At 42.1% G+C, this 23375-nt stretch carries 29 protein-coding genes; 18 read left to right on the top strand and 11 right to left on the bottom strand.

Translation table 11 applies throughout. The features are described from left to right. Positions 1-547: 547 nt before the first annotated feature. A complete protein-coding gene (locus KDK67_RS05555; RefSeq protein ID WP_250867846.1) occupies positions 548-1102 on the top strand; it encodes a cohesin domain-containing protein in 555 nt (184 codons plus the stop codon). Between the two features lie 165 nt (positions 1103-1267). Then, a complete protein-coding gene (locus KDK67_RS05560) occupies positions 1268-1870 on the top strand; it encodes a hypothetical protein (protein ID WP_250867847.1) in 603 nt (200 codons plus the stop codon). A 23-nt stretch (positions 1871-1893) separates the two neighbouring features. Here KDK67_RS05560 and KDK67_RS05565 read toward each other — a convergent pair whose 3' ends face one another. The 6 genes from KDK67_RS05565 to KDK67_RS05590 form a co-directional block, all read right to left on the bottom strand. Beyond that, positions 1894-2427 (bottom strand): J domain-containing protein, encoded by a 534-nt coding sequence (locus tag KDK67_RS05565; RefSeq protein WP_250867848.1) that lies wholly within the window; start codon positions 2425-2427, stop codon positions 1894-1896. Positions 2428-2555: 128 nt separating this feature from the next. After that, a complete protein-coding gene (locus KDK67_RS05570) occupies positions 2556-2732 on the bottom strand; it encodes a hypothetical protein (RefSeq protein WP_250867849.1) in 177 nt (58 codons plus the stop codon). A 43-nt stretch (positions 2733-2775) separates the two neighbouring features. After that, entirely contained in the window at positions 2776-3051 is a 276-nt protein-coding gene (locus KDK67_RS05575) for a zinc ribbon domain-containing protein (RefSeq protein ID WP_250867850.1), read from the bottom strand. 33 nt (positions 3052-3084) lie between these two features. Next, positions 3085-3252, bottom strand: a complete 168-nt coding sequence (locus KDK67_RS05580; RefSeq protein ID WP_250867851.1) for a hypothetical protein — start codon at positions 3250-3252, stop codon at positions 3085-3087. After that, positions 3227-4948, bottom strand: a complete 1722-nt coding sequence (locus KDK67_RS05585; protein WP_250867852.1) for an ATP-dependent nuclease — start codon at positions 4946-4948, stop codon at positions 3227-3229. Before KDK67_RS05585 ends, KDK67_RS05580 begins: the two co-directional genes overlap by 26 nt. Positions 4949-4960: 12 nt before the next feature. Continuing rightward, entirely contained in the window at positions 4961-5227 is a 267-nt protein-coding gene (locus KDK67_RS05590) for an N-6 DNA methylase (RefSeq protein WP_250867853.1), read from the bottom strand. A 221-nt stretch (positions 5228-5448) separates the two neighbouring features. Here KDK67_RS05590 and KDK67_RS05595 point away from each other — a divergent pair, with 221 nt between their 5' ends. The 8 genes from KDK67_RS05595 (at position 5449) to KDK67_RS05630 (ending at position 13124) form a co-directional block, all read left to right on the top strand. After that, positions 5449-5904, top strand: a complete 456-nt coding sequence (locus tag KDK67_RS05595; RefSeq protein ID WP_250867854.1) for a hypothetical protein — start codon at positions 5449-5451, stop codon at positions 5902-5904. Next, positions 5867-6988, top strand: a complete 1122-nt coding sequence (locus KDK67_RS05600) for a cytochrome c biogenesis protein (RefSeq protein ID WP_250867855.1) — start codon at positions 5867-5869, stop codon at positions 6986-6988. Before KDK67_RS05595 ends, KDK67_RS05600 begins: the two co-directional genes overlap by 38 nt. Before the next feature lie 150 nt (positions 6989-7138). Next, positions 7139-7465, top strand: coding sequence for a hypothetical protein (locus KDK67_RS05605; RefSeq protein ID WP_250867856.1), 327 nt, complete (start codon positions 7139-7141; stop codon positions 7463-7465). Positions 7466-7594: 129 nt separating this feature from the next. Beyond that, entirely contained in the window at positions 7595-8080 is a 486-nt protein-coding gene (locus KDK67_RS05610; RefSeq protein WP_250867857.1) for a GyrI-like domain-containing protein, read from the top strand. 79 nt (positions 8081-8159) lie between these two features. Continuing rightward, positions 8160-9380: a peptidase U32 family protein gene (locus tag KDK67_RS05615; protein WP_250867858.1), complete on the top strand. Its 1221-nt coding sequence runs from the start codon at positions 8160-8162 to the stop codon at positions 9378-9380. An 82-nt stretch (positions 9381-9462) separates the two neighbouring features. Next, positions 9463-9894 carry a nucleoside deaminase gene (locus KDK67_RS05620; protein ID WP_250867859.1) on the top strand — a complete coding sequence of 144 codons (432 nt, stop codon included), beginning with the start codon at positions 9463-9465 and terminating at the stop codon, positions 9892-9894. 238 nt (positions 9895-10132) lie between these two features. Next, positions 10133-12001, top strand: a complete 1869-nt coding sequence (locus KDK67_RS05625; RefSeq protein ID WP_250867860.1) for a DNA topoisomerase VI subunit B — start codon at positions 10133-10135, stop codon at positions 11999-12001. 1 nt (position 12002) lies between these two features. After that, positions 12003-13124 carry a DNA topoisomerase IV subunit A gene (locus KDK67_RS05630; protein ID WP_250867861.1) on the top strand — a complete coding sequence of 374 codons (1122 nt, stop codon included), beginning with the start codon at positions 12003-12005 and terminating at the stop codon, positions 13122-13124. Positions 13125-13204: 80 nt separating this feature from the next. Here KDK67_RS05630 and KDK67_RS05635 read toward each other — a convergent pair whose 3' ends face one another. Further along, on the bottom strand, positions 13205-13468 hold the full coding sequence (locus KDK67_RS05635) for a hypothetical protein (RefSeq protein ID WP_250867862.1): 264 nt from the start codon (positions 13466-13468) through the stop codon (positions 13205-13207). A 116-nt stretch (positions 13469-13584) separates the two neighbouring features. Here KDK67_RS05635 and KDK67_RS05640 point away from each other — a divergent pair, with 116 nt between their 5' ends. The 4 genes from KDK67_RS05640 to KDK67_RS05655 are packed head-to-tail and all read left to right on the top strand — an operon-like array spanning position 13585 to position 16328. Further along, a complete protein-coding gene (locus KDK67_RS05640) occupies positions 13585-14592 on the top strand; it encodes a bifunctional N(6)-L-threonylcarbamoyladenine synthase/serine/threonine protein kinase (protein ID WP_250867863.1) in 1008 nt (335 codons plus the stop codon). Then, positions 14592-15164 carry a Kae1-associated kinase Bud32 gene (locus KDK67_RS05645; protein ID WP_250867864.1) on the top strand — a complete coding sequence of 191 codons (573 nt, stop codon included), beginning with the start codon at positions 14592-14594 and terminating at the stop codon, positions 15162-15164. Before KDK67_RS05640 ends, KDK67_RS05645 begins: the two co-directional genes overlap by 1 nt. Then, on the top strand, positions 15157-15702 hold the full coding sequence (locus tag KDK67_RS05650) for an XTP/dITP diphosphatase (RefSeq protein WP_250867865.1): 546 nt from the start codon (positions 15157-15159) through the stop codon (positions 15700-15702). Before KDK67_RS05645 ends, KDK67_RS05650 begins: the two co-directional genes overlap by 8 nt. Positions 15703-15734: 32 nt before the next feature. After that, the gene (locus KDK67_RS05655; RefSeq protein ID WP_250867866.1) at positions 15735-16328 is read left to right on the top strand and encodes a hypothetical protein; all 594 of its coding nucleotides are present in this window, start codon (positions 15735-15737) and stop codon (positions 16326-16328) included. An 8-nt stretch (positions 16329-16336) separates the two neighbouring features. On the opposite strand, the gene KDK67_RS05660 is transcribed toward KDK67_RS05655, so the two are convergent. Continuing rightward, positions 16337-16975, bottom strand: a complete 639-nt coding sequence (locus tag KDK67_RS05660; protein WP_250867867.1) for a histidinol phosphate phosphatase domain-containing protein — start codon at positions 16973-16975, stop codon at positions 16337-16339. Between the two features lie 208 nt (positions 16976-17183). Here KDK67_RS05660 and KDK67_RS05665 point away from each other — a divergent pair, with 208 nt between their 5' ends. Continuing rightward, positions 17184-17474 carry a DUF211 domain-containing protein gene (locus tag KDK67_RS05665; RefSeq protein ID WP_250867868.1) on the top strand — a complete coding sequence of 97 codons (291 nt, stop codon included), beginning with the start codon at positions 17184-17186 and terminating at the stop codon, positions 17472-17474. Positions 17475-17492: 18 nt separating this feature from the next. Here the strand turns inward: KDK67_RS05665 and KDK67_RS05670 are convergent, their stop codons facing one another. The 3 genes from KDK67_RS05670 to KDK67_RS05680 are packed head-to-tail and all read right to left on the bottom strand — an operon-like array spanning position 17493 to position 20119. Continuing rightward, positions 17493-18293 carry a 23S rRNA (uridine(2552)-2'-O)-methyltransferase gene (locus KDK67_RS05670; protein ID WP_250867886.1) on the bottom strand — a complete coding sequence of 267 codons (801 nt, stop codon included), beginning with the start codon at positions 18291-18293 and terminating at the stop codon, positions 17493-17495. A gap of 30 nt (positions 18294-18323) precedes the next feature. After that, complete coding sequence (locus tag KDK67_RS05675) at positions 18324-19097, bottom strand: DUF7109 family protein (RefSeq protein ID WP_250867869.1); 774 nt, start codon at positions 19095-19097, stop codon at positions 18324-18326. Between the two features lie 11 nt (positions 19098-19108). Then, positions 19109-20119: a Vms1/Ankzf1 family peptidyl-tRNA hydrolase gene (locus tag KDK67_RS05680; RefSeq protein ID WP_250867887.1), complete on the bottom strand. Its 1011-nt coding sequence runs from the start codon at positions 20117-20119 to the stop codon at positions 19109-19111. Between the two features lie 95 nt (positions 20120-20214). Between KDK67_RS05680 and coaBC the strand changes: the two genes are divergently transcribed. The 3 genes from coaBC to KDK67_RS05695 all read left to right on the top strand — a co-directional run bounded on the left by coaBC (position 20215) and on the right by KDK67_RS05695 (position 23375). After that, on the top strand, positions 20215-21459 hold the full coding sequence (gene coaBC / locus KDK67_RS05685) for a bifunctional phosphopantothenoylcysteine decarboxylase/phosphopantothenate--cysteine ligase CoaBC (protein ID WP_250867870.1): 1245 nt from the start codon (positions 20215-20217) through the stop codon (positions 21457-21459). After that, on the top strand, positions 21449-22330 hold the full coding sequence (locus tag KDK67_RS05690) for a pantoate kinase (protein WP_250867871.1): 882 nt from the start codon (positions 21449-21451) through the stop codon (positions 22328-22330). Before coaBC ends, KDK67_RS05690 begins: the two co-directional genes overlap by 11 nt. A 94-nt stretch (positions 22331-22424) precedes the next feature. Continuing rightward, positions 22425-23375: a prohibitin family protein gene (locus KDK67_RS05695; RefSeq protein WP_250867872.1), complete on the top strand. Its 951-nt coding sequence runs from the start codon at positions 22425-22427 to the stop codon at positions 23373-23375.

A 23375-nucleotide genomic window follows, 5' to 3' on the forward strand; every position in this document is an offset into this window, starting at 1 on the left:
AGTTCATTATCGATATTGATCATATGCGGGATTTAATACATGAGAAATTTATGGAGTGCTCATCAAAAATTAGCTTTGCAAAGAGATGGATTGAAAAGTTTCTTAGTGAAAAACAGAAGTCCAAAATGTTGGGTGTTTGACTATAATACCCCTCGCACAATCATTCGGGGATATAGGATACACAAAAAAATCGAACCCTCAAAATAAGCAGAAAGTTTACCGTAAACTTTCAATGATCCTATTGTTCGGAGTATTTCGGCTAATTTTCAAGCAATAATTTTTGCTCTACTAAATAAAAAAAGCATATCCTTTTAACTTTTTTATAAACTCTTTATTTGAAACGTACCAAAATGATTTTATTTAGGGTCGATTATTATATTGTAATCCAAATGCTCAAATGAGTATATATGGTTATAAATCGACGAGTTCTAAAATCGGAGGGTTATCCATCAAACTCATTACAATAATTACTATATTTTTACTTCTGCTTGTTTTTGGTTGTTTCAATTCAACTGCAACAGAAGTAACACTTGAACCATCAACTCAAATGCTTACAACTGGTGAAAGTTTCACAGTAGATGTCTTTGTATCACCTGATACTGCAATTGCAGGATTACAGTTCGATCTCGAGTTCGATAGCTCAAAAATGCAGGTAGACAGCGTATCTGAAGGCATGTTCTTTAGCCAGAATGGAGCTTTAACATTTTTCAACGCCGGAAGCATAGACAACAATGCAGGAACACTTTCAGGTGTTTACAGTTTGATAATGGGTTCTCCAGGCATCTTAGAACCTGAGTCAGTTGCAAGCATCACAATAAGTGTAAAGGAGCAGGCAACAGGCACATCAACAATTAGTCTGAAAAATGTGATCATAAGTGACTCATTAGGATCTGCCATAGAAGCTTTGATCATAAATACGACTCTGACTATTAATGAAGCCCATGTAGCTACATACAATCCGTACGATGAAAATAAGAACTGTATGATCGATATTGGTGAAGTGAGTGCGGCAATCGATGACTACCGTTTACAGGGTTCAACATCGATTGCAGATGTCAGTGAACTGATAGATCTGTATCGTACAGGTAAGCCATATTGTTAAGAAGTAGTTGAGAGTGATTATCTCTCAACCTCTATTTTTCTAAATATCTTGGATTCTTTAACTAATGCTAATGATCATTTTATGAATCTTATTCCATATTAGCGTACAGCTGAATCCCGCTGACATACGACCAGTCCATTATTGCTGATGGTGAGGAATACGAACATGAAAGACGAGATGAAATGGGATATTGATGTTTCAATATTGACTAATAAGTTCATTATGAAAGAACTGCTAAAAGTCCTGGGAATTGCAACTTTCTTCACAGTTGGCATCGTGCTTTTGATAACGCTTCCTTCTGTTCTCCGTGGTGACCTTCATTCCAACAGCAGTAATGCGAGAGATATGAAGTATGCCTTGATCTTGATAGGATCGATGTTCTTGCTAACGGCGCTGTTCATATTCGCATACTATGGGAATAATTACATGCTTTCCTACAAGATGGACAATAAGAGTGTAATGACCATCACCAGAACAGAACAACGCAGCAGGAACAGTAAGTTGAACTTCCTGTTGGTGATCGTCGGGATCCTTGCCCGAAATCTCACAGCAGCAGGTGCAGGTTTTCTTGCACATTCCGGTCAGGACCAGAATCTGAAATGGAAAAGTATTAAAAAGGCTACATTCTACCCTGCAAGCAGCACCATTACGTTTTCAGCCGGATACGGTGAAAAGAGTATCGTGTTCTGTACAAAGGAAAATTACGGTAGTGTATCCGGGTTTGTAAGGGTGATGTATAATGGATCCTGCCAGATCAGAGAGGAATGAAAAGTAAGAGGTCTGAAGGGAGCTTATGTCAATTCTCTCTTCAATACCTTATGTGCAATATTTAGCTGCTTGAATTTCTCAGTGTCACCAGTTGGCTTATCTGGATGCAATTCTTTTGCCATTTCCTTGTATTTTTTATTAATAACCTCAAAATCGGTCTCATCATGAGCACATTCGAAAAACTCTCGTGCCTCTTTGCGCTTATCATGAACATCTTTATCTTCTTTGAACTCTAAAATAAAGTCGGACAGTGGTTTTTCCCCGGAAATAACCCTATTTGCTTCGATCTCAATTACCTTGGATAGGATATGAAGATTTTCTACATATTTATTTTGTAGGCCATGGGTGTAATGCATTCGATGTCCATCCTGGTACCAGGTTGCAGAAGCATGAGTTTTTTTCATCGCTAGACGTTCAAGAGGGACATCAATATCATTTTCATTAACACCTACCCTTCTTAAAGCCGTAATAATATTATTCTTGAATTGCATAGCTCTTCGATTACCAGCGTTCTTAACAATTACTGGGTCAATTTCATGTCCTTTTATTTTTATCATTTGATTCACTCATTTTCGTTTTTGAAGACTTCGTTAGTACTATGCTCCTTTATATAAAAATATGCATTTTCTGAAACAACTTTCTTCCTCATCCATGTTGAAATTGCGAAAAAACATGAGCATTGCAGTCATAATTTAATGGAGTGGCAAATACCTGTGAAGTCAGGGCAGTCTTCTTCTGTCAGGTTGGTTATCAAATTCACCTGATTGATCTCACACGGGACGTTTCCATCACAAATGGGTGTCTGAAGGTCAACTCCCATTTCATAGATCCTTAAGTCTGAAATGCTTTCCTGACTTAGCATTATGTTTCAGGTAAAGCAACGCTAATAGTATTAATTAACAAATTCACTCCCATCTCTTTAATTTTGGAATATTCTGTTGGCTCAGTTCCTTTGCTTCTTCCAAAGACATAACTCCCTCTTTATCTATTGCTTTTGAAGTTTGCTCGATCATTTCTTCCAGAGTAATATCAGGTTGTGTGAACTTCCCATTCTGGTAGCAATAGAGACAATATTCATCACTCTTTGTCCCGTCGGCATTAGCTCCAAAATCTTCGTCTTTCCCCAAAGGCATTCCACAGCTCTGGCAGAAAACCATACCTTCAAATTCTTTCATATCCATGTTTTAACCCCACTCTTTCCTTAATTTCCTGTTTCATTCTGTTCCCGCCTCTAAGTGCTTAACTACTTTTTCAACAGCTGATTTTAACAAGGGAAATTTGTTATTAAGTCCTGCCTCACTAGGATTAAAATCGTCTGCAATCTTTGTTTTCATACTTTCTGAAAACTTCTCATAATCAGCTCCATTTACATTTTTCTGCAAGGTATATTTTGATTTGATTCAGAAATGGCTTTGTTTCATCCAAAGAAAATGTGTTCGATTCTTTTTCAAAGTCTAAATTATATTGTTCTTTAAATTTACTTTCGACAAATGCTTTCCCCATAAGATCTTCGATAGTTCCCCCAGTTACAATCTGAGATTCTAAATCTTTTAGGCTTAGAACATTTGTGTCTGTGAAATTGCTACCGATTTTTATTATTTTGTCTCTATTCTTTTTACCGGATTCATCATCATCTAGAATAACTAGTGGGGATATATCTTCATAATTTAGCTTGCTTGCTATAGAAACAATATTATCACCATGACCATTAGTTATAAGAATTGTTTCTTTGACTTTTAATTTAGCTAGTGTTTTTTCAATTATTTTTTTATCAGATTGCCCCTCAACTAAGAGTTTGTATGGACTAAGAAAATCTTTGTATACGTTGATGCCAAATGCTTCTTGTAATACTTCATCGTCGAAAACACTAGATTCTCCACTTATCTGCTGGTGAATGGTGTTTTTCGCATTGTCTTTTTTTATTATAAAGTTTCTTTCTTTGTTCTTTTTGTCAATCATAAAACAAGAGTGCGTTGCCAAGAATACATAATTATTTTCTCCAATTTTCAATAACTCTTTCCTTATGTCCCTGATTCCCGATGGATGAATGTGATTTTCAGGTTCATCTATAAGGATGAGTCTATTCTTCATATCTAAGCTGTGATGTTGAATAGATAAAGACAGTATTAAGGAGGCAAATTGGTGAAAACCTTGACTTCTTGAATTCATATTGAAGAATTTATTTTCGTTGGCTTTTCCTTTATCTTTAATATGAACATTACACAGGAGTGTTTCAGAAATCTCTATATCAATTTCGATTTCATGTTTCCAAACATTACCAAAATATTTCGTTGCATCTTTTGATAGAGTTGATTGCAAACCTCTGCGAAGTGAGTGGTTATTAATAATTTCTTCAATTTTTGCTTTTATTTCCTCGTTAGTTTTGTATTCACTTAATACAAAAATGTTTTTCAGAGGGATGTTTGTTAAAGGATTATCCTTAAAAGTTTGGAGGTTGATTGGCTCAGTTATTAAGTATTCTTTTTCCGGTTTCCAGAAAGAAACCTTATTTTTATATTCTTTAATTGTTTCTTCAAGTAAATCTATAAGTATTTCATGTAGTTTATCTACATCTAATATCTCAAATGCTGTCAGTTCTTCTGAATTTAATTCACTTACATGTTTGATTTTATATTCTCCTGTAGGAAGGAAGAAATAACAATAATCGTTCAATTTATTATCTTCCCAACTTACCGTATATGCTTCTTTAAAATGAGATTCACCTCGTGTTAAATATACATTCTTTGTTATGGTTTGTATTTTTAATAACTTTAGAAAGGCATTAGATTCAACTATTTTCTTTTTTAACACGGATAAATATGCTTTATCATTCTCAAATTCAAATTCAAAATAAATATCAACATATTCCTCTTTATCATTATTTTGATTATTTAAATCAAGAAAATTAAATTCTTCTTCTGGCGTTTCTATAAAAGACATTGCCTGCAATATATTGCTTTTACCAACTTCGTTAATACCGACAAACATTGAAGTATAACTATTTCCATGTTTTTTTACTTCAAAATTTAAATGAGAAATTGATTTGAAATTGCAGATTTTTATTTGTTTTAATAACATGTTCCATACCTTTTATAGACCGAACTCTTCAAGAAATAGTTCCATTTTTGCTTCAACTTCTGCAAGCTCTTGTTTGATGTTTGCGATGTTCTCTTTGACTGCATCCATATCAACAGGCTCTTCCTCTTCAAATGTGTCCACGTATCTTGGGATGTTTAAGTTGTATTCGTTTTCCTTGATTTCATCCAGTGATGCATCATGCGCAAACTTGTCAATGTCTTCATACTTCTCATAGGCATCAACAATTCTCTGGATGTCCTCTTCCCTTAGTACATACAAATTACCACATTGCCTTCTAACAGTTTATGCTTATTTTTGTACTAATACAAAAAAAACTAACTCCCAATAACTATTCTTTCCTCTATACTCAACTTTATATTTCATCACAAAATTAAACTTAGCATTGACTTTCTTGAATAAATAATGTATGATATACAAAAATCAGCTAATTAGCCTTATATTAGATGAATTATAATTTGTATATAATAAGGGGGTACTTTATGCAAAGATCAAATTTAGTTGTAGCAGCAGTAGCTGTAGTGGTTCTATTTTGTCTTGTGGGAGTAGGTCTTGTTTATGCCAGTTACTCTCAGCAGGAGGACAATCTGCAGTTGAGGTCAAATTTTAATGTCTCTCAAGCCGTAGAAATCACGATGAACGATTCGGTTGCATCCGATTACATGTCACGTTACTTCAAAGAACCTGATTGGAGGCTAACCAGGACAACCTTTGTCCAGGAAACACCTTACGACCAGAATGGCACTGCTATGCAGGCAAACAATATTTGGAAAGTTGAGATCATGGAACGCAGTTGCGCTTGCCAGAAGATAAGCGATCTGTATGTTTTGGAAGGTTATGTCTCGGCAGACACCGGTGAAGTGCTGGAAATATCAAAACAGAAGGTTTCAGAGAGAGAATATGAAAAACAGACATGTGCTACGACAGTATGCCACTAAATCGATATTGCCCTTATTGATACTTCTGCTTGTCATTTCAAGCATGTTCTCTGCTTCGGCAGCCCGATCAGACGAAGTGATGGTTGAATATTTCTACGAGGATGGCTGCCTGAAATGCCAGCAAACATCCCCTGTCATAGATTCGGTGATCGGCAGGCTTGAAAGCATCAATTACACAAGTCACAACGTAGCGACCTCCTACAGTATCATGAAAGGATACGGAGTATACACTGTTCCCGCTATTGTCATAAACAAGAGTACGGTTATCGCCTATTCCGATTACGATGGGGATGATATATTACTTGAAAGCCTTCTGGTAGAAGCTATTGAGAACGCACCGGCAATTCCTGCCAATGGTACTTTACCCTTAGCCAAAAATGTTGATGGAAGCGTTACTTCCTTTGAACTCTCACCGTTAATTGTACTGATCACAGGCCTGCTCGCCGGTTTCAATCCCTGCCTTCTCGCGGTGATGGCATTCCTGGCTTCGGTCACGATATCCTCCAACGGTGGAAAGAAAGAAATGCTGGTGGTCATCGGTGGTTTCTGCGCTGGTATATTCACCACTTACATGATATTCGGAATAAGTTTCCTGAAAGCCGTCACTATCTTCCCCGGATCAAGGGATTCCATCACATTGTTCATGACGGTGTTGATAGGGGTACTCGGTATCTGGCACATCTATGACGCATACCACCTCAAGCGTCACTCAAGATCGACCTTCAAAACACCGGGTTCAATAGTATCTTTTATGGACAGCATACACGGGAAGAATGCTCTTGCTCTATCGTTCTTCGCAGGCGGTTTATTCTCATTGGTCAAAGCTCCCTGTGTAGGTGCCGTTTATCTTTCTATACTGGACATGTTAATAGCAAGGACAAATCTGCTGGAGGGAGCTGTATATCTCTTCCTCTACAATTTCGGAGTCGTGCTTCCGGTGTTAGGACTTGGTGTATTTCTGGCGTTCGGGATGAGTCCTGAAACTGTAATGCAATTCAGGGAGAAGAGACGGTCTGGGATAAGGTTCGTTACAGGTGTCGTATTGTTATTACTTGCACTGCTGTTGTATTTCAATGTTATCTGAAAAGGGTTGGAGGTAGTTAGGTCTGCTGGACCTATCTTCAACCGTTTGTTTTCTTCTCTAAGATGATGGCTTAGTTCCCTTACTTTGACCAATATAAACTCCAAATTTTATTTATACAATTATGCTTTCTATTACTGCATGGAGGACTACATGAAAAAAGCGATCTTCAGGGACCTGTTCATCTTTGCGCTTGCACTGATCGTGGCAGTACAATTCTGGGAAAACAACCTTTTGCTAACCTTTCTGATATTATCGATATATGGCATACGTGAATATTTCTGGTCTGAGAAAGGGGATAATATTGTATTTGTATCCGGTGTCATCATTGGATGTAGTGCAGAGTTCATCGGCACTTATCTCGGGGTCTGGACATACGCTGCTGCTTTTTTCTTTAACATCCCACTCTGGCTTCCGTTTGCCTGGGGTCTGGTGTCAGTTATTATTATCAGGGTATCCCGTCCATTTGTTGGGGAATGATGTCCAGGGAGTTGTCCATTGTTCAATTGGAATGCTTATAATAAAAGTACCATTGGCATCAACCATTGAGTAACTATTTAAAAAAATAGTTGCAAGTAATATTGTGCAATGATATTGTGAGGTGTTGAAATGTCCGATATAAGCATAGTTGAAATAGAACCACAACTGGTCATAGGAATCAGAAGGATCGGGAGTTACGAATTACTTCCAGAAATGTTCCCTGAGATATTCCAGTTTGCTGTTGGGAACAATATTGAGATTGCCGGTCCGCCAATTTTCGTCATGCATAGGACCAGTGAAGAAGATGCCCTGAGGGCAAATTCTGAAGGTAACGCTGATCTGGAAGTTGTTATCCCTGTATCAGAAAAGATAGGGGATACTGGTAGTGTCAAGTGTTACGAACTGCCTGGTGGGAAAATGGCTAAGTCCATTCACAAAGGTCCTTATGAGGAATGTGGTCCTACATATCAGGCTCTTTTTGCATGGCTGGCTGAGAATGGATTTGCTATTATCGGTTCAATGAGGGAGGTATATCTGAACGATCCGCAAGAGATTGCTCCTGAAGATATCCTTACTGAAATATATGCTCCGGTCGAGCAAGTTATCGACCTTTAACTCCAATCCCTTCTTTTCTTTTCTTTTCTTTTCTTTTTCAACAATAACTGATTTAAACTATCATTTACGATGTTACTCCATGAACTGCTCTGGATCATCTGTAAAGATCCCTGAACTTATGATGGGTGTCAAGAATCGTGCAGCTCTGGCTGCGTGCAGGGACTATGCAGACGGGGTCTACTTCTCTATCGACAGATTCAGTCTCAGGGCAAGAGCATGTGATATTACGCTTGATGGTCTCAATGATTTTGTAGGGGATATCAAAGAGAATGATCTTAATGCTTATCTTGCACTGAATACGGTGATATATCCCGATGACCTCGATGATCTTGATGTTGTTATAGATTCTGTCGCATCTTCGGATGTAGATGCTGTCATTGCATGGGATCCGGCAGTTATCACAAAAGCAGTAGATGCCGGTCTGAGGGTTCACATATCTACTCAGGCGAATGTATCGAACTGGCAGACCGTGGAATTCTATAGTTCTCTGGGTGCCTCCCGTGTTGTTCTGGCAAGAGAGCTCAGTATGGAGAACATAAAGGAGATCCGCCGGAACACCGATGTCGAGCTTGAGGTTTTCATTCACGGTGCCATGTGTCAGGCTATCTCCGGCAGATGCTATCTTTCCGCTTATGTTCTCGGCAAATCCGGAAATTGTGGCGAATGTTCCCAACCATGCCGATGGAGTTGGAAACTTGTTGGTGAGGATGGCAGTGAGGTCGATCTTGAAGGGAAATATCTGTTAAGTGCAAGGGACCTATGCATGATCGAACATATCCCTGAGCTAATCGATGCTGGTGTGAATGCTTTCAAGGTCGAAGGCAGATTGAAGGATGCGAGATACACATCTATTGTATCCCGCTGTTATCGTGAAGCTCTCGATTCCTATTGTGATGGTTCGTACACAATTGAAAAAGCAAGGTCATGGAAAGAAGAGCTGGCTTCGGTCTTTAACCGTGGCTTTTCCACAGGGTTCTACTTCGGGGTACCCGGTCCGGATGGTATTTCCATCGAATCTGATATGAACGTATCAACTACCAAAAGACATGCTGTAGGGGTGGTTACCAATTATTACAGGAAGAGCGGGGCGGCGGAAGTAAAGCTTCTCGAAACGGGTATCGCTGTTGGGGACCACATTATCATCGAAGGCAAAAGTACATACTTTGAACAGGATGTCACTGAAATAAGGTCGGATGAAGGTTCTGTCCTATCTGCATCCTCAGGGGATGTCGTGGGAATTGCTGTCAAGGATAAGGTGCGTGAAAATGACAGGGTCTACAGGTTGGAGATCCCGGAATGAATCATTTTTTTCAAAACATTTATAATCTTTAATATATTTATACTTATTAATATTTCCATTTGAATTCTCGGGGTGTAAAGATATGGATGAATTTATGCAGGTAGCAATAGATGAAGCGAGATCGGGACTTAACAGTGGTGGAATTCCCATTGGTTCGGTTCTTGTAAGGGATGATCTAATTATTGGCAAGGGTCACAATTTACGTGTCCAACAGGATGATCCAATGGCACATGCTGAAATTTCATGCCTAAGGGATGCCGGACGGGTTGGGAGCTATCGTGATTCAATTCTTTATTCCACTTTGATGCCCTGCTATCTTTGTGCCGGTGCTGTGGTACAATTTGGCATAAAAAAGGTAATTGTTGGCGAATCCAGGACCTTCTCAGGAGCAAGGGAATTTATGGAATCCCATGGAGTTGAAGTGGTCGACCTTGACCTTGATGAATGTGTAGCAATGATGGATGATTTTATCAGTAAAGATCCGGAACTCTGGAACGAAGATATTGGAAAATGATCTTAACATGATCTACTATGGTGTTCGGTGTAGTATCCTGCCCCGGTATGTCATTTCGTGGATCCGTTTCGCAGAGATCTATCGCAGTGATCATGCTGAAATTTAAAATGGCTGCAAACGAATAAATATCTTGCATCCTATTTTTTAATGACCACAGTCAATAGCTCCTGATATCTCTATCAGAATATGTATAGTCGTTGTTTCAACCAAATTTTTAGTAATGTAGGATGAGTATTATATGGCAGCCCCAATTGCAGAAGAACTTGCAAAAAAGCAGCAAGCAATAAGTGTTGCAGAATTCTTTGAGAAGAACCGGCAGATCCTTGGTTTTGACTCTGCTCCGCGTAGTCTGATAACTACCGTAAAGGAAGCAGTGGACAATTCCCTTGATGCATGTGAGGAAGCAGAGATCCTTCCTGACATCTTGCTTCATATCGAGCGTGTCGGAAAGGATAATGTAAGTGTGATAGTAGAGGACAATGGTCCGGGTATCGTTAAAGAGCAAATACCCAAGGTGTTTGCCAAGTTGCTCTATGGCTCACGTTTCCATGCACTGAAACAAAGCCGTGGACAACAGGGTATTGGTATTTCAGCTTCTGTCCTTTATGCACAGTTGACAGCAGGTCATCCAACAAGTGTCATTTCCAAGATCGGTCCAGACTCCCCTGCGCATCACTATGAAGTAATGATAAACACCAGTACCAATGACCCTGAGATCCTTCTTGATGAGGTGATCGACTGGGATAGGCCGCATGGTACTCGTGTGGAGCTGGAAATGGAAGCGTCTTATGTAAAGGGACGCAGACAGTCCATCTATGAATATCTGAAGGCAACTGCTATCGTTAATCCTCATGCACGGCTCACTTTGATAGAGCCAGATGGCAATGAGGTCATATTTGATAGGGCTACCGACAAGCTTCCAATACCTGCAAAGGAAATATTGCCGCATCCTCATGGAATTGAGCTTGGTACTCTCATGAAGATGCTGCGCTATACTGACCGCCAGAAATTAGCTCCGTTCCTACGCTATTCGTTCTCAAAGATCGGTCTGCTTACAGCCGAGGAGATCTGCAAGGCAGCGGGACTTGATACGGAGATGTTGCCTTCGGAGCTTACAAGGGACCAGACGAAGAAATTGCTGGATGCCTTCAAAAAAGTGAAGATAATGGCGCCACCGACGGATTGTCTTTCTCCTATTGGTGAAGAACTCATCTACAAAGGTCTTGAAAAGGAGTTCAATGTCGATTTTATTGCCACGACCACTCGTAGCCCTTCTGTCTTTTCAGGCAATCCTTTCGTTGTGGAGGTTGGTATCGCATACGGTGGCGTTCTCCAGAAAGATGACCGCATTGATATCATGAGATTTGCAAACCGTGTTCCTTTGCTGTATCAGCAGGGAGGATGTGCCTCAACTCATGCTGTCGAAGGGATCAAATGGAAACAGTATGGTCTGAACCAGCCCGGAGGCGGAATGCCAACAGGTCCGGTGGTTCTGCTTGTCCATGTGGCTTCTACGAACGTACCGTTCACATCAGAATCCAAGGATGCCATTGCTGATATTCCTGAGATAAGGGATGAGGTGGAGCTTGCAATTAAAGAGGTCTCGAGGAAGATGAACCGTTATCTGAATCGACAGGTCTCACTTAAGAAAAGGCGTGAGAAGGAGATCATCATTACTAAGGTATTGCCTAAGATGGCCCAGAAACTTGCGGATACACTTGAGCGTGATCTCCCGGACATCAATCCGGTAGTCGCAAAGGTAATGGGTAATCTTCTTGTTATGCGCAATGTGGAACATGGGGCTAACGGAGATGCAGCGGTCACAATAAAGGTGAAGAACTTTAGTAGTAAGCTTGCGGAGTTCAAGCTGCACGATATGCACCCCTATGAGATAGGTGATGTATCGCCAGAACCAAAGGTGATCTCCATGGGCAGTGATTTTGATTATGTATGGGCTATGAAGGTTTCTCCTGAAGGCTCTAAAGCGGTAACATATTCGTTGAGTTCCATGAGCGAGGACGAGATAAAGAGGTTACCTCAATTGATCGTTGAAGGTCTGGATGAAGAGCTGGTCACAGGTGCGAAAGCTATCAAAGGGTTGATCTGAAATGGTAGATACTATTAATTCCAATTACACAGAGCAGAAAAAACAGAACGATCATCTGGCAAAGAACCGGTTGATGGGACTTGCAGAAGGTCTGTACGACCAGTTCATTGATGAGATAGTTCCGAATGTGGCTATATCCAGCCGTACCAAGAACAATATCGAATACAGTAATGAGAGTGATGTGTGGGTATATGGTGATAAGGAAACCCAAAGGACCGCAAAAACGGTCAAAGGGGCTTTCCAGTTGCTTAAGACCGTACATTCCATTGATTTCCTTGTGAAGAACCATCTGGCACAGGACCGCGGTTCGACCTTAAGGGAGCTGTATTATATCTCCGAGAACTGGGATATTGCTAAATTCCGTGAGCAGGCGGAGAGCAATCGCCTTATTGAAGACCTTGAGATCATTACAGCCCTTCAGAGGGAATATTTCCATATGCGTCCTGAAGAAGATGGTGCGACCATGTTCGGTCCTATAAGGATACGCGAGGAGACCAAACGTGGTTCCCGTATCATACACTGTCAGGAAGATATCGGTGAAAGTGGTTATCAGATCCCTTTCAATGTGGAGAACATCGAGTTCCTTGACCACGATGCCAAGTTCATCATTGCCATAGAGACTGGTGGTATGTATGCAAGGCTTATTGAGAACGGCTTTGATGAGAAGTACAATGCTATCCTTGTGCACCTTAAAGGACAGCCTGCAAGGTCAACACGCCGTCTTATCAAGAGGATGAACGAGGAGCTTGGTATCCCTGTTGTTGTTTTCACTGATGGTGATCCGTGGTCTTACAGGATATTCGCTTCAGTTGCATACGGTGCTATCAAGAGTGCCCATCTTTCGGAGTTCATGGCGACCCCTGCTGCAAAGTTCATTGGTGTTCAGCCAACGGATATCGTTGAGTATGAGCTTTCAACCGATAAGCTTACAGACAAGGATGTGGATGCGCTTAGAAGTGAGCTTACGGACCCGAGGTTCGCAAGCGATTACTGGAAAGAGCAGATAGGCTTACAGCTTAGTATCAAGAAAAAGGCGGAACAACAAGCTTTTGCCGGAAAGGGTCTGGATTTTGTAACTGATACGTACCTGCCGAACAGGTTGAGTGAGATGGATATTATATGATTCTCTCACACTTATTTTTAAAAATAATTTTAGAAATACCTTCCAGGAAAAAAAGTAGATCTGAATTTATTAAAAAGGTTTTAGAGTGTCCTGCCTTTCAGGATCTTCTCTATGACCGGCTTGTTCTGAAGGTTGTCTGTCATCCTTGCTTTGTCTATCCACATGTCCGAAGCGGACTGTAATCCTGCTGACTTGTGTGGCATATACTCGATGCCATCAAGGGCAGGCAGTTCATTGCTCAAGGATGGTGGAATGTGAAGTCCAAGGCTCGTTTTCCCGACAGTGTGGAGCATTTCCTTGGTTTTGATATCAGGGTTTTTTGCTGGTGATTCCTTTTCTTCCATGGGTGTGGATTAGTCTGCTAAGTACTAAAACGTTTCTCAATGGGATGACAAGTTATATGTAATCCATTAAATCTAATACACACAAAAACCATTATTTCTAAAAGGAGACTAACTTATTGACAACTGTTCTCGGTATAGAAGGCACAGCCTGGAATTTAAGTGCAGCAATTGTTGACGAAGATGATGTTATCGCAGAGGTGACTGAGACATATCGGCCAAAGACCGGAGGTATTCATCCAAGGGAAGCTGCACAGCATCATGCTTTGTATGCGTCCGATGTCATTGAAAGATTGCTGAGGGAATATCAGGATAAAGGTTATTCTCCTCAAAATATCGATGCTATTGCGTTTTCACAGGGGCCGGGATTGGGGGCATGTCTGAGGACAGTTGCGACATCTGCAAGGGCACTGGCATTATTGCTGGATATCCCGCTTGTGGGTGTGAATCACTGTATTGGCCATGTTGAGATTGGACGATGGAAAACACCGGCAATTGATCCTGTGGTGCTGTATGTTAGTGGCGGTAATTCGCAGGTGCTTGGTCACAGGGCTGGCAAGTATAGGATATTCGGGGAAACCCTTGATATCGGTATAGGGAATGCTCTTGATAAATTTGCGAGGGGTGCAGGGCTGACCCATCCGGGTGGTCCCAAGGTGGAAGAGTATGCCAGGAAAGCTACAAGCTATGTGAAAATGCCATATGTTGTAAAGGGTATGGATTTCTCATTTTCAGGGCTATCCACTGCTGCAACGGATGCTTTGAAGGATAATTCCCTTGAAGATGTCTGTTATTCTTTCCAGGAGAATGCTTTTGCAATGCTTGTGGAGGTGACCGAGCGTGCACTGGCCCATACCGGTAAGAGTGAAGTGCTTCTTGCAGGAGGTGTGGGTGCGAACATGCGACTTCGTGAAATGCTTGATGTCATGTGTGAGGACAGAGGTGCAAGCTTCTACGTGCCTGAAAAACGTTTCATGGGTGACAATGGTGCCATGATAGCTTATACAGGTCTGTTGATGTTCGATTCAGGGACCACTTTACCGATCGAAAGTTCTCATGTGGACCCGAGCTTCAGGCCGGATACGGTCGATGTGACCTGGATAGCTGATGAACAGGAGGTTCTCTGATGTATCTTCAAAGCGGAGCTGAAGCGGTGGTTTCCCTTAAAGATGGTTTCATCATCAAGGACCGTATCCCGAAAAGATATAGGGTTGCGGAACTGGACGAGAGGATACGCAAGGAAAGGACGCGTGCAGAAGCTCGATTGATGTCCGATGCAAGGCGTTGTGGAGTGCCTACTCCAATAATACATGATATTTATGATTTTACCATTGAAATGGAATATATCGACGGCAAGCCTGTAAAATATGTTATTGATGAAAGGATGTGTAAGCTTATGGGCAAGCTTATCGGAAGGCTTCACAGTGGTGGTATCATCCATGGGGATCTGACAACTTCCAATATGCTCTACAGTGGGGATCGTATCTACCTTATAGATTTCGGGCTTGCATATGTGGATGGATCGGTCGAATCTAGAGGTGTTGACATCCATGTTCTGTTCCAGACACTTGAGAGCACACATCCGGATCATGAGGTATTGATAAAGGCATTCAGTCGCGGTTATAGGATAACCCTTGATATGGCGGATGAAGTGCTGGATAGAGTTAAAGAGATTGAAAAGAGGGGTCGTTATGCGTGAAATGGTATTTGTGACAGGAAATAAAGGTAAATTCAGTGAGGCAAAAGAGATACTTGCAGCTAAGGATATTGAACTTATGCAGAATAAGGATGGCTATCCTGAACTTCAGGAAGACGAACTTGAACCTATAGCTGCATATGGTGCAAAATACTGTGCTGAAAAGTTAAAACATCCTGTAATGGTGGATGACTCGGGTCTTTTCATAAATGCACTGAATGGTTTTCCGGGTCCTTATTCCGCATTCGTGGAAGACAACCTTGGTAATCAGAAGGTCTTAAAGCTCATGGAAGATGAGTCTGACCGGAGTGCTGTTTTTAAGTCGGTCATCGGCTATTGCGAACCCGGAGGAGAACCTGTGACCTTTACTGGCACCGTCGAAGGTGAGATCGCCTATGAAGAGCGTGGAAGTGGGGGATTTGGTTACGATCCTATCTTCGATTATAAGGGACAGACATTCGGCGAGCTTGGTACCGAGGAGAAAAATAAAATGTCCCATCGCAAAAGAGCGCTGGACAAGTTCTTCGCCTGGCTTGACTGAACACAAGATACTGCAATTTTTAGGTGGATGATATGAATTCTCTTCAACGGTTCTTAGCTGACACTCGGGGTGTTGACACTATACCGTTGAAGATGGTGTTCTATCTCTCAATTGCAGGCATGATAATCCTGATGACCGCGTTTTCGTGGAACAACATTTCTCCTGTGGTCGATGATGCTCACGTGGACAAACAACTCGAGGATGTTGCACTTGGGATATCATCTATTCAGAATGGATATGCCAAGGACATCTCAAGTAATGATGTTGAAGGCAGTATGGGTGTCCTTGACCTTTCATTGCCAGAACATGTGGATTATGTCTCATTCGGTGTCGATCCCGATCCGGATATGGATGGTAATCTGACGAATACGGAATGGGCTGTGGAAAAGAATACCATTCTTTGTAGCTATTCCGAAGGTTTCAAAACACGTGTTCATATCAATGGTGACCCGATAGAGTTCAGGAAAGGAATCTCCAATAATGGGGATGTTTGGGTCCCTGATGATGACAGTTCTGCTTTAGGTTCTGGCAAAGGTGTCGTGCTCGAAGGGCCGATCTCAGGAGAATTCGTATTTGAACCTGTGTTCGTAGAAGGTGAGGGCAAATATACCCTCAGCCATTTTTAAAGACCGTTTTACTCGATAAAGCGAACAGAGTTCTCAAGCACTTTCTTTGCCTGTGACTCAGTTAATCCTGTACCCATGGCGACCTTGAGTGCGGTCTCTTTTGTAATGAGATTTTCCGGACTGTGGGTGTCCGTATTGACCACCATGGTCGCACCAACTTCTGTTCCGAGCCTTGCAACGTGTCCGTTCGTTCTGTTGTGACCGTTCCTTGCGGTTATCTCGAGGCAGGTCCCATTGTCGGCAGCCATTTGTGCTTCTTCTTCGGTTATGAAACCAGGGTGTGCAAGAATATCAACATCCTCACAGGCAATTGCTGCAGCGTTCGTACCAGGTGCAACAGGTTCCACCGGGCTTTCTCCGTGAACGACAACTATCTCTGCTCCAAGTTCCCTTGCCATCTTTGCAAGGGATGCTATCTTGTCTGGGTGTACGTGTGTTATCTCAACTCCGGGGATAATTCTGATGTCCATGACCTCTTCCATGTATCTTGCTTTCTTGATGCATGAGAGTATGTGTTCCACGTTGGTAAAATCAGCATGGTCTGTAAGCCCGATACCTCTGTATCCAAAAGTAACAGCTCTTCGTACAAGTTCACTTGGAATAAGTTCTCCGTCACTGAAGACGGTGTGTGTGTGTAGGTCGATCATGTACTCACCTGGGATTTTATTGTATAAATTATGAATTAATTTTTGTTTTTAATGACCTGTTCATATTAATCGTTTGTGTACGAACAGTATTCCTATCAATGTTTATATAAGGTTTGCTGACAAAACTTAAATTGTTAATTATCAGATAATTATCTATATTTCTATTACTCTCCGAATTGACCAGAAGTTTTTGGGAAGGCTGAACAAATTGACAAGAATTCGAAGATTGGTTCTGGATGTATTGAAACCCCATCATCCCTCTACTATCGAACTGGCTGGAAAGTTGAGTGGTGTTGATGGTGTTACGGGTGTGAATATCGGTCTGTATGAGGTCGACCAGAGGACAGAGAACATCAAGATCACCATTGAAGGTGATAATATTGAATATGAAGTGGTAAAACAGGAGATCGAAAAACTTGGAGCGGTCATTCACAGCATAGATGAGGTCGCTGCCGGCTCGCTCCTTGTGGAAGAAGTGGAAACCCTTCAGGATCGCTGAAGGATGTAACTTTTTGCTTCATTCCTCTTTTTTTGATCCATCAGGTGCATAACGTGCAATGACAATTGCAAAAGCAAATTCCGGTTTAACATCTACTATCTTTATCCGGACGAGATCTCCTTTTTTAACCTCATCTTGCACAAAGACCACAAAGTCTTCAACAAAGGCTATACCATTGCCCTTAGATCCTATCTTTTTGATGGTGACATCGAACTTATCATCGATCTTTAAGGGTGCTGTTAGCAATTTCTTCCCGATGACATAGATCTCTGCACTCTCTTGCCTTGAGGCTTTTGGTGAGAATGCACGGGTGTACGTGAAACTGTCGCGAACTTTGTCCATGTACTCTTTGAACATATCACCCTGAAATACTTTCACAATAAAATGTCCCTTTGGTTTAAGGATCTTCTTTGCACATTCAAGGGCAGATGTGGTAAGGTCGATGGAACGTGCATGGTCAAGGCTCCAGTTGCCGGAAAGGTTTGGTGCAGCATCACATATAACTACATCAGCGCCTCCTTCACCTACCAGTTCTATTATCTTTTTAATTGTTTCGTCAGATGTGATATCCCCTTTGATGGTATCCACACCTTCGATCTCCTTTATGCGGCGAAGGTCAACTCCTACTATCTTTCCGCCGGAGATCTTCTTGGCGACTTCCAACCATCCTCCTGGAGCGGCACCCAGGTCCACGATAGTATCGCCTTCTTTGATCACGTCATGTTTTTCATTGATCTGGAAAAGCTTGTAGGCTGCCCTTGAACGATAGCCTTCGTCCTTTGCTCTCCAATAATAAGTATCTCTTCTATCCCTTGCCATGTATATCTGACCTCTCATCGCATGCAAACATCAAATATCTTGTGCTGTACCAAGGGAATCTATCTGTTTGCTAAGAGCTAATATGTCGTTCTCCATATCTGCAATGCCGCCTTCGAGCCATGAATCATAATCGTAGTAAACGTTCAGAAGGTCGCTGTATTGTTGTTCAAGTGTCGGGATATCCGGACTCCCTTCCACATTCTCCGAACATTTGTCCATATTGTGCTTGAGTTTCGTGAATCTTGCTTTTAGTCTTTCGGAATTTCTCTGTGTGAGCTTTTCCGAATCAACTTCGTTCCTGTCCGGTTTCAGTATATCCATTACTTCGCTGAGTTCGAATGGATGTTCGGGAAATGCGTTGGGTCCAAGGATATAGAACTCCCTACCCTCTTTCACATTCTCCGAATATTTGTCTATATTGTGCCGGAGTTCTGCGAGTCTTGCTTTTAGTCTTTCGGAATATCTCTGTGTGAGCTTTTCCGAATCAACTTCGCGCTTGTCCAGTTTCAGTATATCTAATACTTCACTGAGTTCAAATGGATACTCGGGAAATGCATTGGGTCCAAGGATATAGAACTCCATCCCCTCTTCACATTTGTCACATTCTTCAATTAGTTCTTCTGAAGAGATGGTCTCAAGAAGATGTTCGGAAACAGCTTTTTCACACATTTTCTCAATTTCGTCATGCAAAGGCTCATCTTCATCCCTTTCATAGGCAAGTTCCTTCACGATGCTGATCACTTCTTCATGAGTTGCTGCACCAAGGGCACCTACGATTCCTTCGAGTTCTTCCGGCTCTATCATGTGAACATCTCTCATAATCTATAACGACGGCAACTAAAAATACTTCTCAGAATATTGCCTGTGTCATGTTTTTCTATCCTTGCGTCAATGTTCCTTTCCATCAACGGTATCTCGATATTCATCTCATCCACTATATGGCCGGCAAGGACAATATCGCCGCAGAGGAACATCATATCGATGTCGATCATCGAGCTTGCAAGTAGATCTTTCAGTGCACTTCTGACTTTATCTGCGTGGTGCGCAATATCTTCATCCCGAAGCCTCTCAAAACGTCTCTGGCTAAATCCACCTTTTGTGTGTTTTGCCTTGACACTGCTTCTGATGACCATGTCCTCATCAAAGACGGTCTTATCTGATGTTATTCCTATGAGCGATTCCCCTGCATGTGTTGCAAGTACGCAGACGGTCATTTCCCGGTCCAACAGCTTTGTAAGTGGTTCTACATTGAACGATCCGGCAATCTCCAATAAACTTTCGGTTATGGGGGTGGGGGGTACTATTACTTCGCATACCATCTTCATGTTGTCGTAAAATAGCACATATCCCGTATTGGAATTTATCTTTTTGAGCAACTGCAATGTGTCCTGGTCGAGATTATTTGTGAGTTTTCCCTGTATCTCGTTGGCCTGCATCTGTTCATATGTTGTGTATGCAGTGATGAACGAATCGTTGCCGGAAGTTATGGATGCTAACCTTTCGATGTAAGGTTCGAAAGACGATGGTGCTATCTCTTCAATAAGGGAAAATGAGTTCTCATTCGTTCCTTTGTTCCTGAGCTCTTCAAGTTGGTACGTAAGCGTTTCTATACGGACATTAGCCTCATTCAGCTTCTGTTCAGCTTCCTGTTTTGCGGCAATGGCTTTTTTTGTATTAGTTTCGTTCTTTTCAAGCCGCTTTTTGTCTATCTCCATTTCAAGTAGATGTGACTGTAGCTTCTCTATCTCCTTTTCCAACTTTTCTTTTCCTGAATACCGGCTGAAAAGCGAGTTCAGGTTATCCGCCACTTTTTTCTTATCATCCATTTTACTCAAGTTAAGTTCTCCATAAATAAAAAATCTGTCATATCTTCTTGAAACATTCAGTAAGGTACTTATTATTAGAATACAAACTCTATCTGATGAATACTTCACGCCATCCTACTATGTGGATAAAGGGGCAGAAAAGCGCTTCTCTTTCCGGAAAGACAATAGTTCTTGCAGTAACGGGCAGTATCGGTGCAGTACGGGTCATAGAACTTGCACGTGAACTTATCCGTAATGGTGCAGAGGTCTATGGTGTGATGAGCGATGCTGCACAGCATATAATCCATTCGGATGCATTACATTATGCAACAGGGCATGAAGTGATTACTGACCTTGCTGGCGAAGTCGAACATGTTAAGTTCTGTGGTGCTGAAGGGTGTGCCGATCTTCTTCTGATAGCACCGGCAACTGCTAACACTATTGGTAAGATGGCATGCGGTGTGGATGACACACCGGTGACTACCTTTGCGACCACTGCCATAGGTTCCGGTATTCCGGTAATAGTTGTGCCTGCCATGCACAATTCCATGTATGAACATCCGGCAGTGATGGAAAATGTCGATAAGTTAAAGGGCTGGGATATTTCATTTGTTGGTCCTCATCTCAGTGAGGGTATCGCGAAGATAGCATCGAACGACCAAATAGTACTTGCTGTGGAGCGTGTTCTTGGGGATAGTATCCTTTCAGGTAAAAAAGTGCTCATTACGAGTGGGGCGACAGCAGAATCCATCGATCCTATCAGAATAATTACCAACCGTTCTTCAGGCAATACTGGCAGGGAGATCGCACTGGAATTCTATCGCAGGGGTGCAGAGGTTACTGTGGTTCACAGGGGCAATCTCGAGTTTGATGGTGTCAGCGAGATACTTGTGGAAAGTGCCGGTCAGATGGTGGATGCTACATTAAAGGAACTTGAGCACGGTTATGATATGCTTATCAGTGCGGCAGCGATCTCTGATTATACTATTGATGCCAGGGACAATAAGATCAAGTCCGGCGGTGATCTATCATTGAAATTTAGAAGCACCCGAAAACTGATACGCGAGGTGCGTGATGCTTATCCCGATATATCTATAATAGGTTTTAAGGCAGAGGCATACATTTCTGAAGATGAGCTTATTGCCCGTGCAAAAGATTCGATGAAGGATGCGGATCTGGATATGGTTGTGGCTAATGAGGTTGGTACCAGCGGCATAGGTACAATTGAGAACGATGTCTACATAATACCTGCTGAAAATGGTGCTATCACTCATATCAGTGGGAACAAAAGACTGATTGCTGAAGCATTGGCGGATAATATAGAAGAAATGTTGAGGAACCGGGAATTAAATGTCCACTGAGGGTTCTGTTGGCAGGGCTTTTGCTCCGGGGCATATTACCGGTTTCTTTGAGATCCATAATGACCCCCTGCCTCAAAAGAGAGGTTCTACAGGATGCGGTCTTGTTCTTGATGGTGGTATTGAGACTACAGTTTCTGAATGCGTGGATATGACGGAAATTTTCCTTGATGGTATTCCTGTGGTAGCAGAGACGACAAGGGCAGTTGTAGATAAATTAGTGGATTTTCCGGTCAAAGTTAGTTGCACTTCCTCTATTCCGATCGGGTGTGGGTTTGGTGCTTCCGCTGCAGGTGCGCTGAGCGTGGCCTATGCGTTGAACGAAGCCTTCTCTCTAGGTCTTACTTCCAATCAGCTGTTAGAAACTGCTCATGTTGCAGAGGTTACGAATGGAAGTGGGATGGGTGATGTGGAAGGTCAGTCACAGGGTGGGATACCTATCCGTCTTTCTGCGGGCTGTCCTCCGTATGGTAAGCTTGACAGGGTTCCTTCACCTCCTTTCGAGATATTCTGTGTTGTGTTGGGTGAACTTTCTACTGGTTCTATACTTGAGGACCGTACTATTATGAATGAGATCAATTCTGCCGGCAGGGAAGCTTTACGTTCGTTACTTTCAAAGCCTACGCTCAAGAATTTCATGTTACTCTCTAAACAGTTCACATTAAGATGTGGGCTTGCAAGTGAACGCTTGTTGGATGCTATCGAAGCTGTGGATGCTATTGGTGGTCTGTCATCTCAGGCAATGCTGGGGGATACTGTTTTTGCGTTTTCGGGGGCTGCTTCGAGGGAGGAAGTGATAGGATCCCTTAAGGAGTTCGGTGATGTCATTACCTACAATGTTGGTTCTTGCAATCGACTTCCTTTGAATGTTTGATCGCGGATTATTTTGTTCGCAACATTGAAGAAGACATATTAACTATCACAGTATATTCTGAATCAGTCTTATTTTATAAAAAGGAGCAAAAATAATGGTAATGGAAGAAGATTGGGATCCCAAAGGCCCAAAAAGTACTAAAGACCCACAGATGCCGGAGATAAAGATCCCTCCAATGGTGGCAAACATCCTTCGTGGTGGTGCAATAGTTCTTGTGATATTGCTGATCTTTTCGGCAGTGTTCGGATCTATATTCGTTTCAGTTGGTGCAGGACAGGTCGGAGTGAAGTTCAGTCAGTTCGGTGGTGTAATGGATGATGAACTTGGTGAAGGTTTGCATATTGTACCTCCCTGGGTAAGCGTTACAAAGTATTCTGTCAGGAGCGAGATGTACACAATGAGTGCCAAAGCTGCAGAGGGTGAAGTTACCGGTGATGACCAGATAAATGCATTGACCAATGAGGGCTTGACGCTAGGGCTTGATATCTCTGTCAGGTACAGGCTTGTTTCGGAAGATGCAAGCGTTGTTCATACAAAACTTGGTACCGCTTATGCAGAGAAGATCATCAGACCTACTATCAAATCAGTTATAAGGGAAGTTGTTTCCGGCCATACGGCCATGGCCATATATGGTGAGCAAAGAGACCTTGTAGCTACTGAAATGCGGGACGAGATGGAAAAGGCTCTCGTTGCCGATGGTATAATCGTTGAAGAGGTCCTACTCAGGAATGTCCAGCTTCCAGCAAAGATCGCTGATGCTATTGAGTCCAAGCTTCAGGCAGATCAGGATGCCCAGAGGATGATCTTCGTGAAACAGAAAGAGCAGCTCGAAGCTGAAAGGAGGATCATCGAAGCTAACGGTATCGCCAACGCTACGATCGTTCAGGCAACGGGTGAGGCAGAGGCTCTGCGTCTAATTAATAAGGAGCTTGCAAAGAACCCGAAGCTTATCAACTACAAGTACATACAGATGCTTGAGGGCCAGGAAGTGCAGACTATAATAGTGCCTTCGGATCAGGGAATCATTCTTGATGCTACCGCGTAA

This window comes from Methanococcoides seepicolus, from assembly GCF_023684405.1.
Lineage (GTDB): Archaea > Halobacteriota > Methanosarcinia > Methanosarcinales > Methanosarcinaceae > Methanococcoides > Methanococcoides seepicolus.

Excerpts from the sequence above, each read along its gene's own strand:
- KDK67_RS05555 (WP_250867846.1), top strand. The coding sequence starts at position 548 with ATGCTTACAACTGGTGAAAGTTTCACAGTAGATGTCTTTGTATCACCT.
- KDK67_RS05560 (WP_250867847.1), top strand. The coding sequence starts at position 1,268 with ATGAAAGACGAGATGAAATGGGATATTGATGTTTCAATATTGACTAAT.
- KDK67_RS05565 (WP_250867848.1), bottom strand. The coding sequence starts at position 2,427 with ATGATAAAAATAAAAGGACATGAAATTGACCCAGTAATTGTTAAGAAC.
- KDK67_RS05570 (WP_250867849.1), bottom strand. The coding sequence starts at position 2,732 with ATGCTAAGTCAGGAAAGCATTTCAGACTTAAGGATCTATGAAATGGGA.
- KDK67_RS05575 (WP_250867850.1), bottom strand. The coding sequence starts at position 3,051 with ATGGATATGAAAGAATTTGAAGGTATGGTTTTCTGCCAGAGCTGTGGA.
- KDK67_RS05585 (WP_250867852.1), bottom strand. The coding sequence starts at position 4,948 with ATGTTATTAAAACAAATAAAAATCTGCAATTTCAAATCAATTTCTCAT.
- KDK67_RS05595 (WP_250867854.1), top strand. The coding sequence starts at position 5,449 with ATGCAAAGATCAAATTTAGTTGTAGCAGCAGTAGCTGTAGTGGTTCTA.
- KDK67_RS05600 (WP_250867855.1), top strand. The coding sequence starts at position 5,867 with ATGAAAAACAGACATGTGCTACGACAGTATGCCACTAAATCGATATTG.
- KDK67_RS05605 (WP_250867856.1), top strand. The coding sequence starts at position 7,139 with ATGAAAAAAGCGATCTTCAGGGACCTGTTCATCTTTGCGCTTGCACTG.
- KDK67_RS05610 (WP_250867857.1), top strand. The coding sequence starts at position 7,595 with ATGTCCGATATAAGCATAGTTGAAATAGAACCACAACTGGTCATAGGA.
- KDK67_RS05615 (WP_250867858.1), top strand. The coding sequence starts at position 8,160 with ATGAACTGCTCTGGATCATCTGTAAAGATCCCTGAACTTATGATGGGT.
- KDK67_RS05620 (WP_250867859.1), top strand. The coding sequence starts at position 9,463 with ATGGATGAATTTATGCAGGTAGCAATAGATGAAGCGAGATCGGGACTT.
- KDK67_RS05625 (WP_250867860.1), top strand. The coding sequence starts at position 10,133 with ATGGCAGCCCCAATTGCAGAAGAACTTGCAAAAAAGCAGCAAGCAATA.
- KDK67_RS05630 (WP_250867861.1), top strand. The coding sequence starts at position 12,003 with ATGGTAGATACTATTAATTCCAATTACACAGAGCAGAAAAAACAGAAC.
- KDK67_RS05635 (WP_250867862.1), bottom strand. The coding sequence starts at position 13,468 with ATGGAAGAAAAGGAATCACCAGCAAAAAACCCTGATATCAAAACCAAG.
- KDK67_RS05645 (WP_250867864.1), top strand. The coding sequence starts at position 14,592 with ATGTATCTTCAAAGCGGAGCTGAAGCGGTGGTTTCCCTTAAAGATGGT.
- KDK67_RS05650 (WP_250867865.1), top strand. The coding sequence starts at position 15,157 with ATGCGTGAAATGGTATTTGTGACAGGAAATAAAGGTAAATTCAGTGAG.
- KDK67_RS05655 (WP_250867866.1), top strand. The coding sequence starts at position 15,735 with ATGAATTCTCTTCAACGGTTCTTAGCTGACACTCGGGGTGTTGACACT.
- KDK67_RS05660 (WP_250867867.1), bottom strand. The coding sequence starts at position 16,975 with ATGATCGACCTACACACACACACCGTCTTCAGTGACGGAGAACTTATT.
- KDK67_RS05670 (WP_250867886.1), bottom strand. The coding sequence starts at position 18,293 with ATGGCAAGGGATAGAAGAGATACTTATTATTGGAGAGCAAAGGACGAA.
- KDK67_RS05675 (WP_250867869.1), bottom strand. The coding sequence starts at position 19,097 with ATGATAGAGCCGGAAGAACTCGAAGGAATCGTAGGTGCCCTTGGTGCA.
- KDK67_RS05680 (WP_250867887.1), bottom strand. The coding sequence starts at position 20,119 with ATGGATGATAAGAAAAAAGTGGCGGATAACCTGAACTCGCTTTTCAGC.
- coaBC (WP_250867870.1), top strand. The coding sequence starts at position 20,215 with ATGAATACTTCACGCCATCCTACTATGTGGATAAAGGGGCAGAAAAGC.
- KDK67_RS05690 (WP_250867871.1), top strand. The coding sequence starts at position 21,449 with ATGTCCACTGAGGGTTCTGTTGGCAGGGCTTTTGCTCCGGGGCATATT.
- KDK67_RS05695 (WP_250867872.1), top strand. The coding sequence starts at position 22,425 with ATGGTAATGGAAGAAGATTGGGATCCCAAAGGCCCAAAAAGTACTAAA.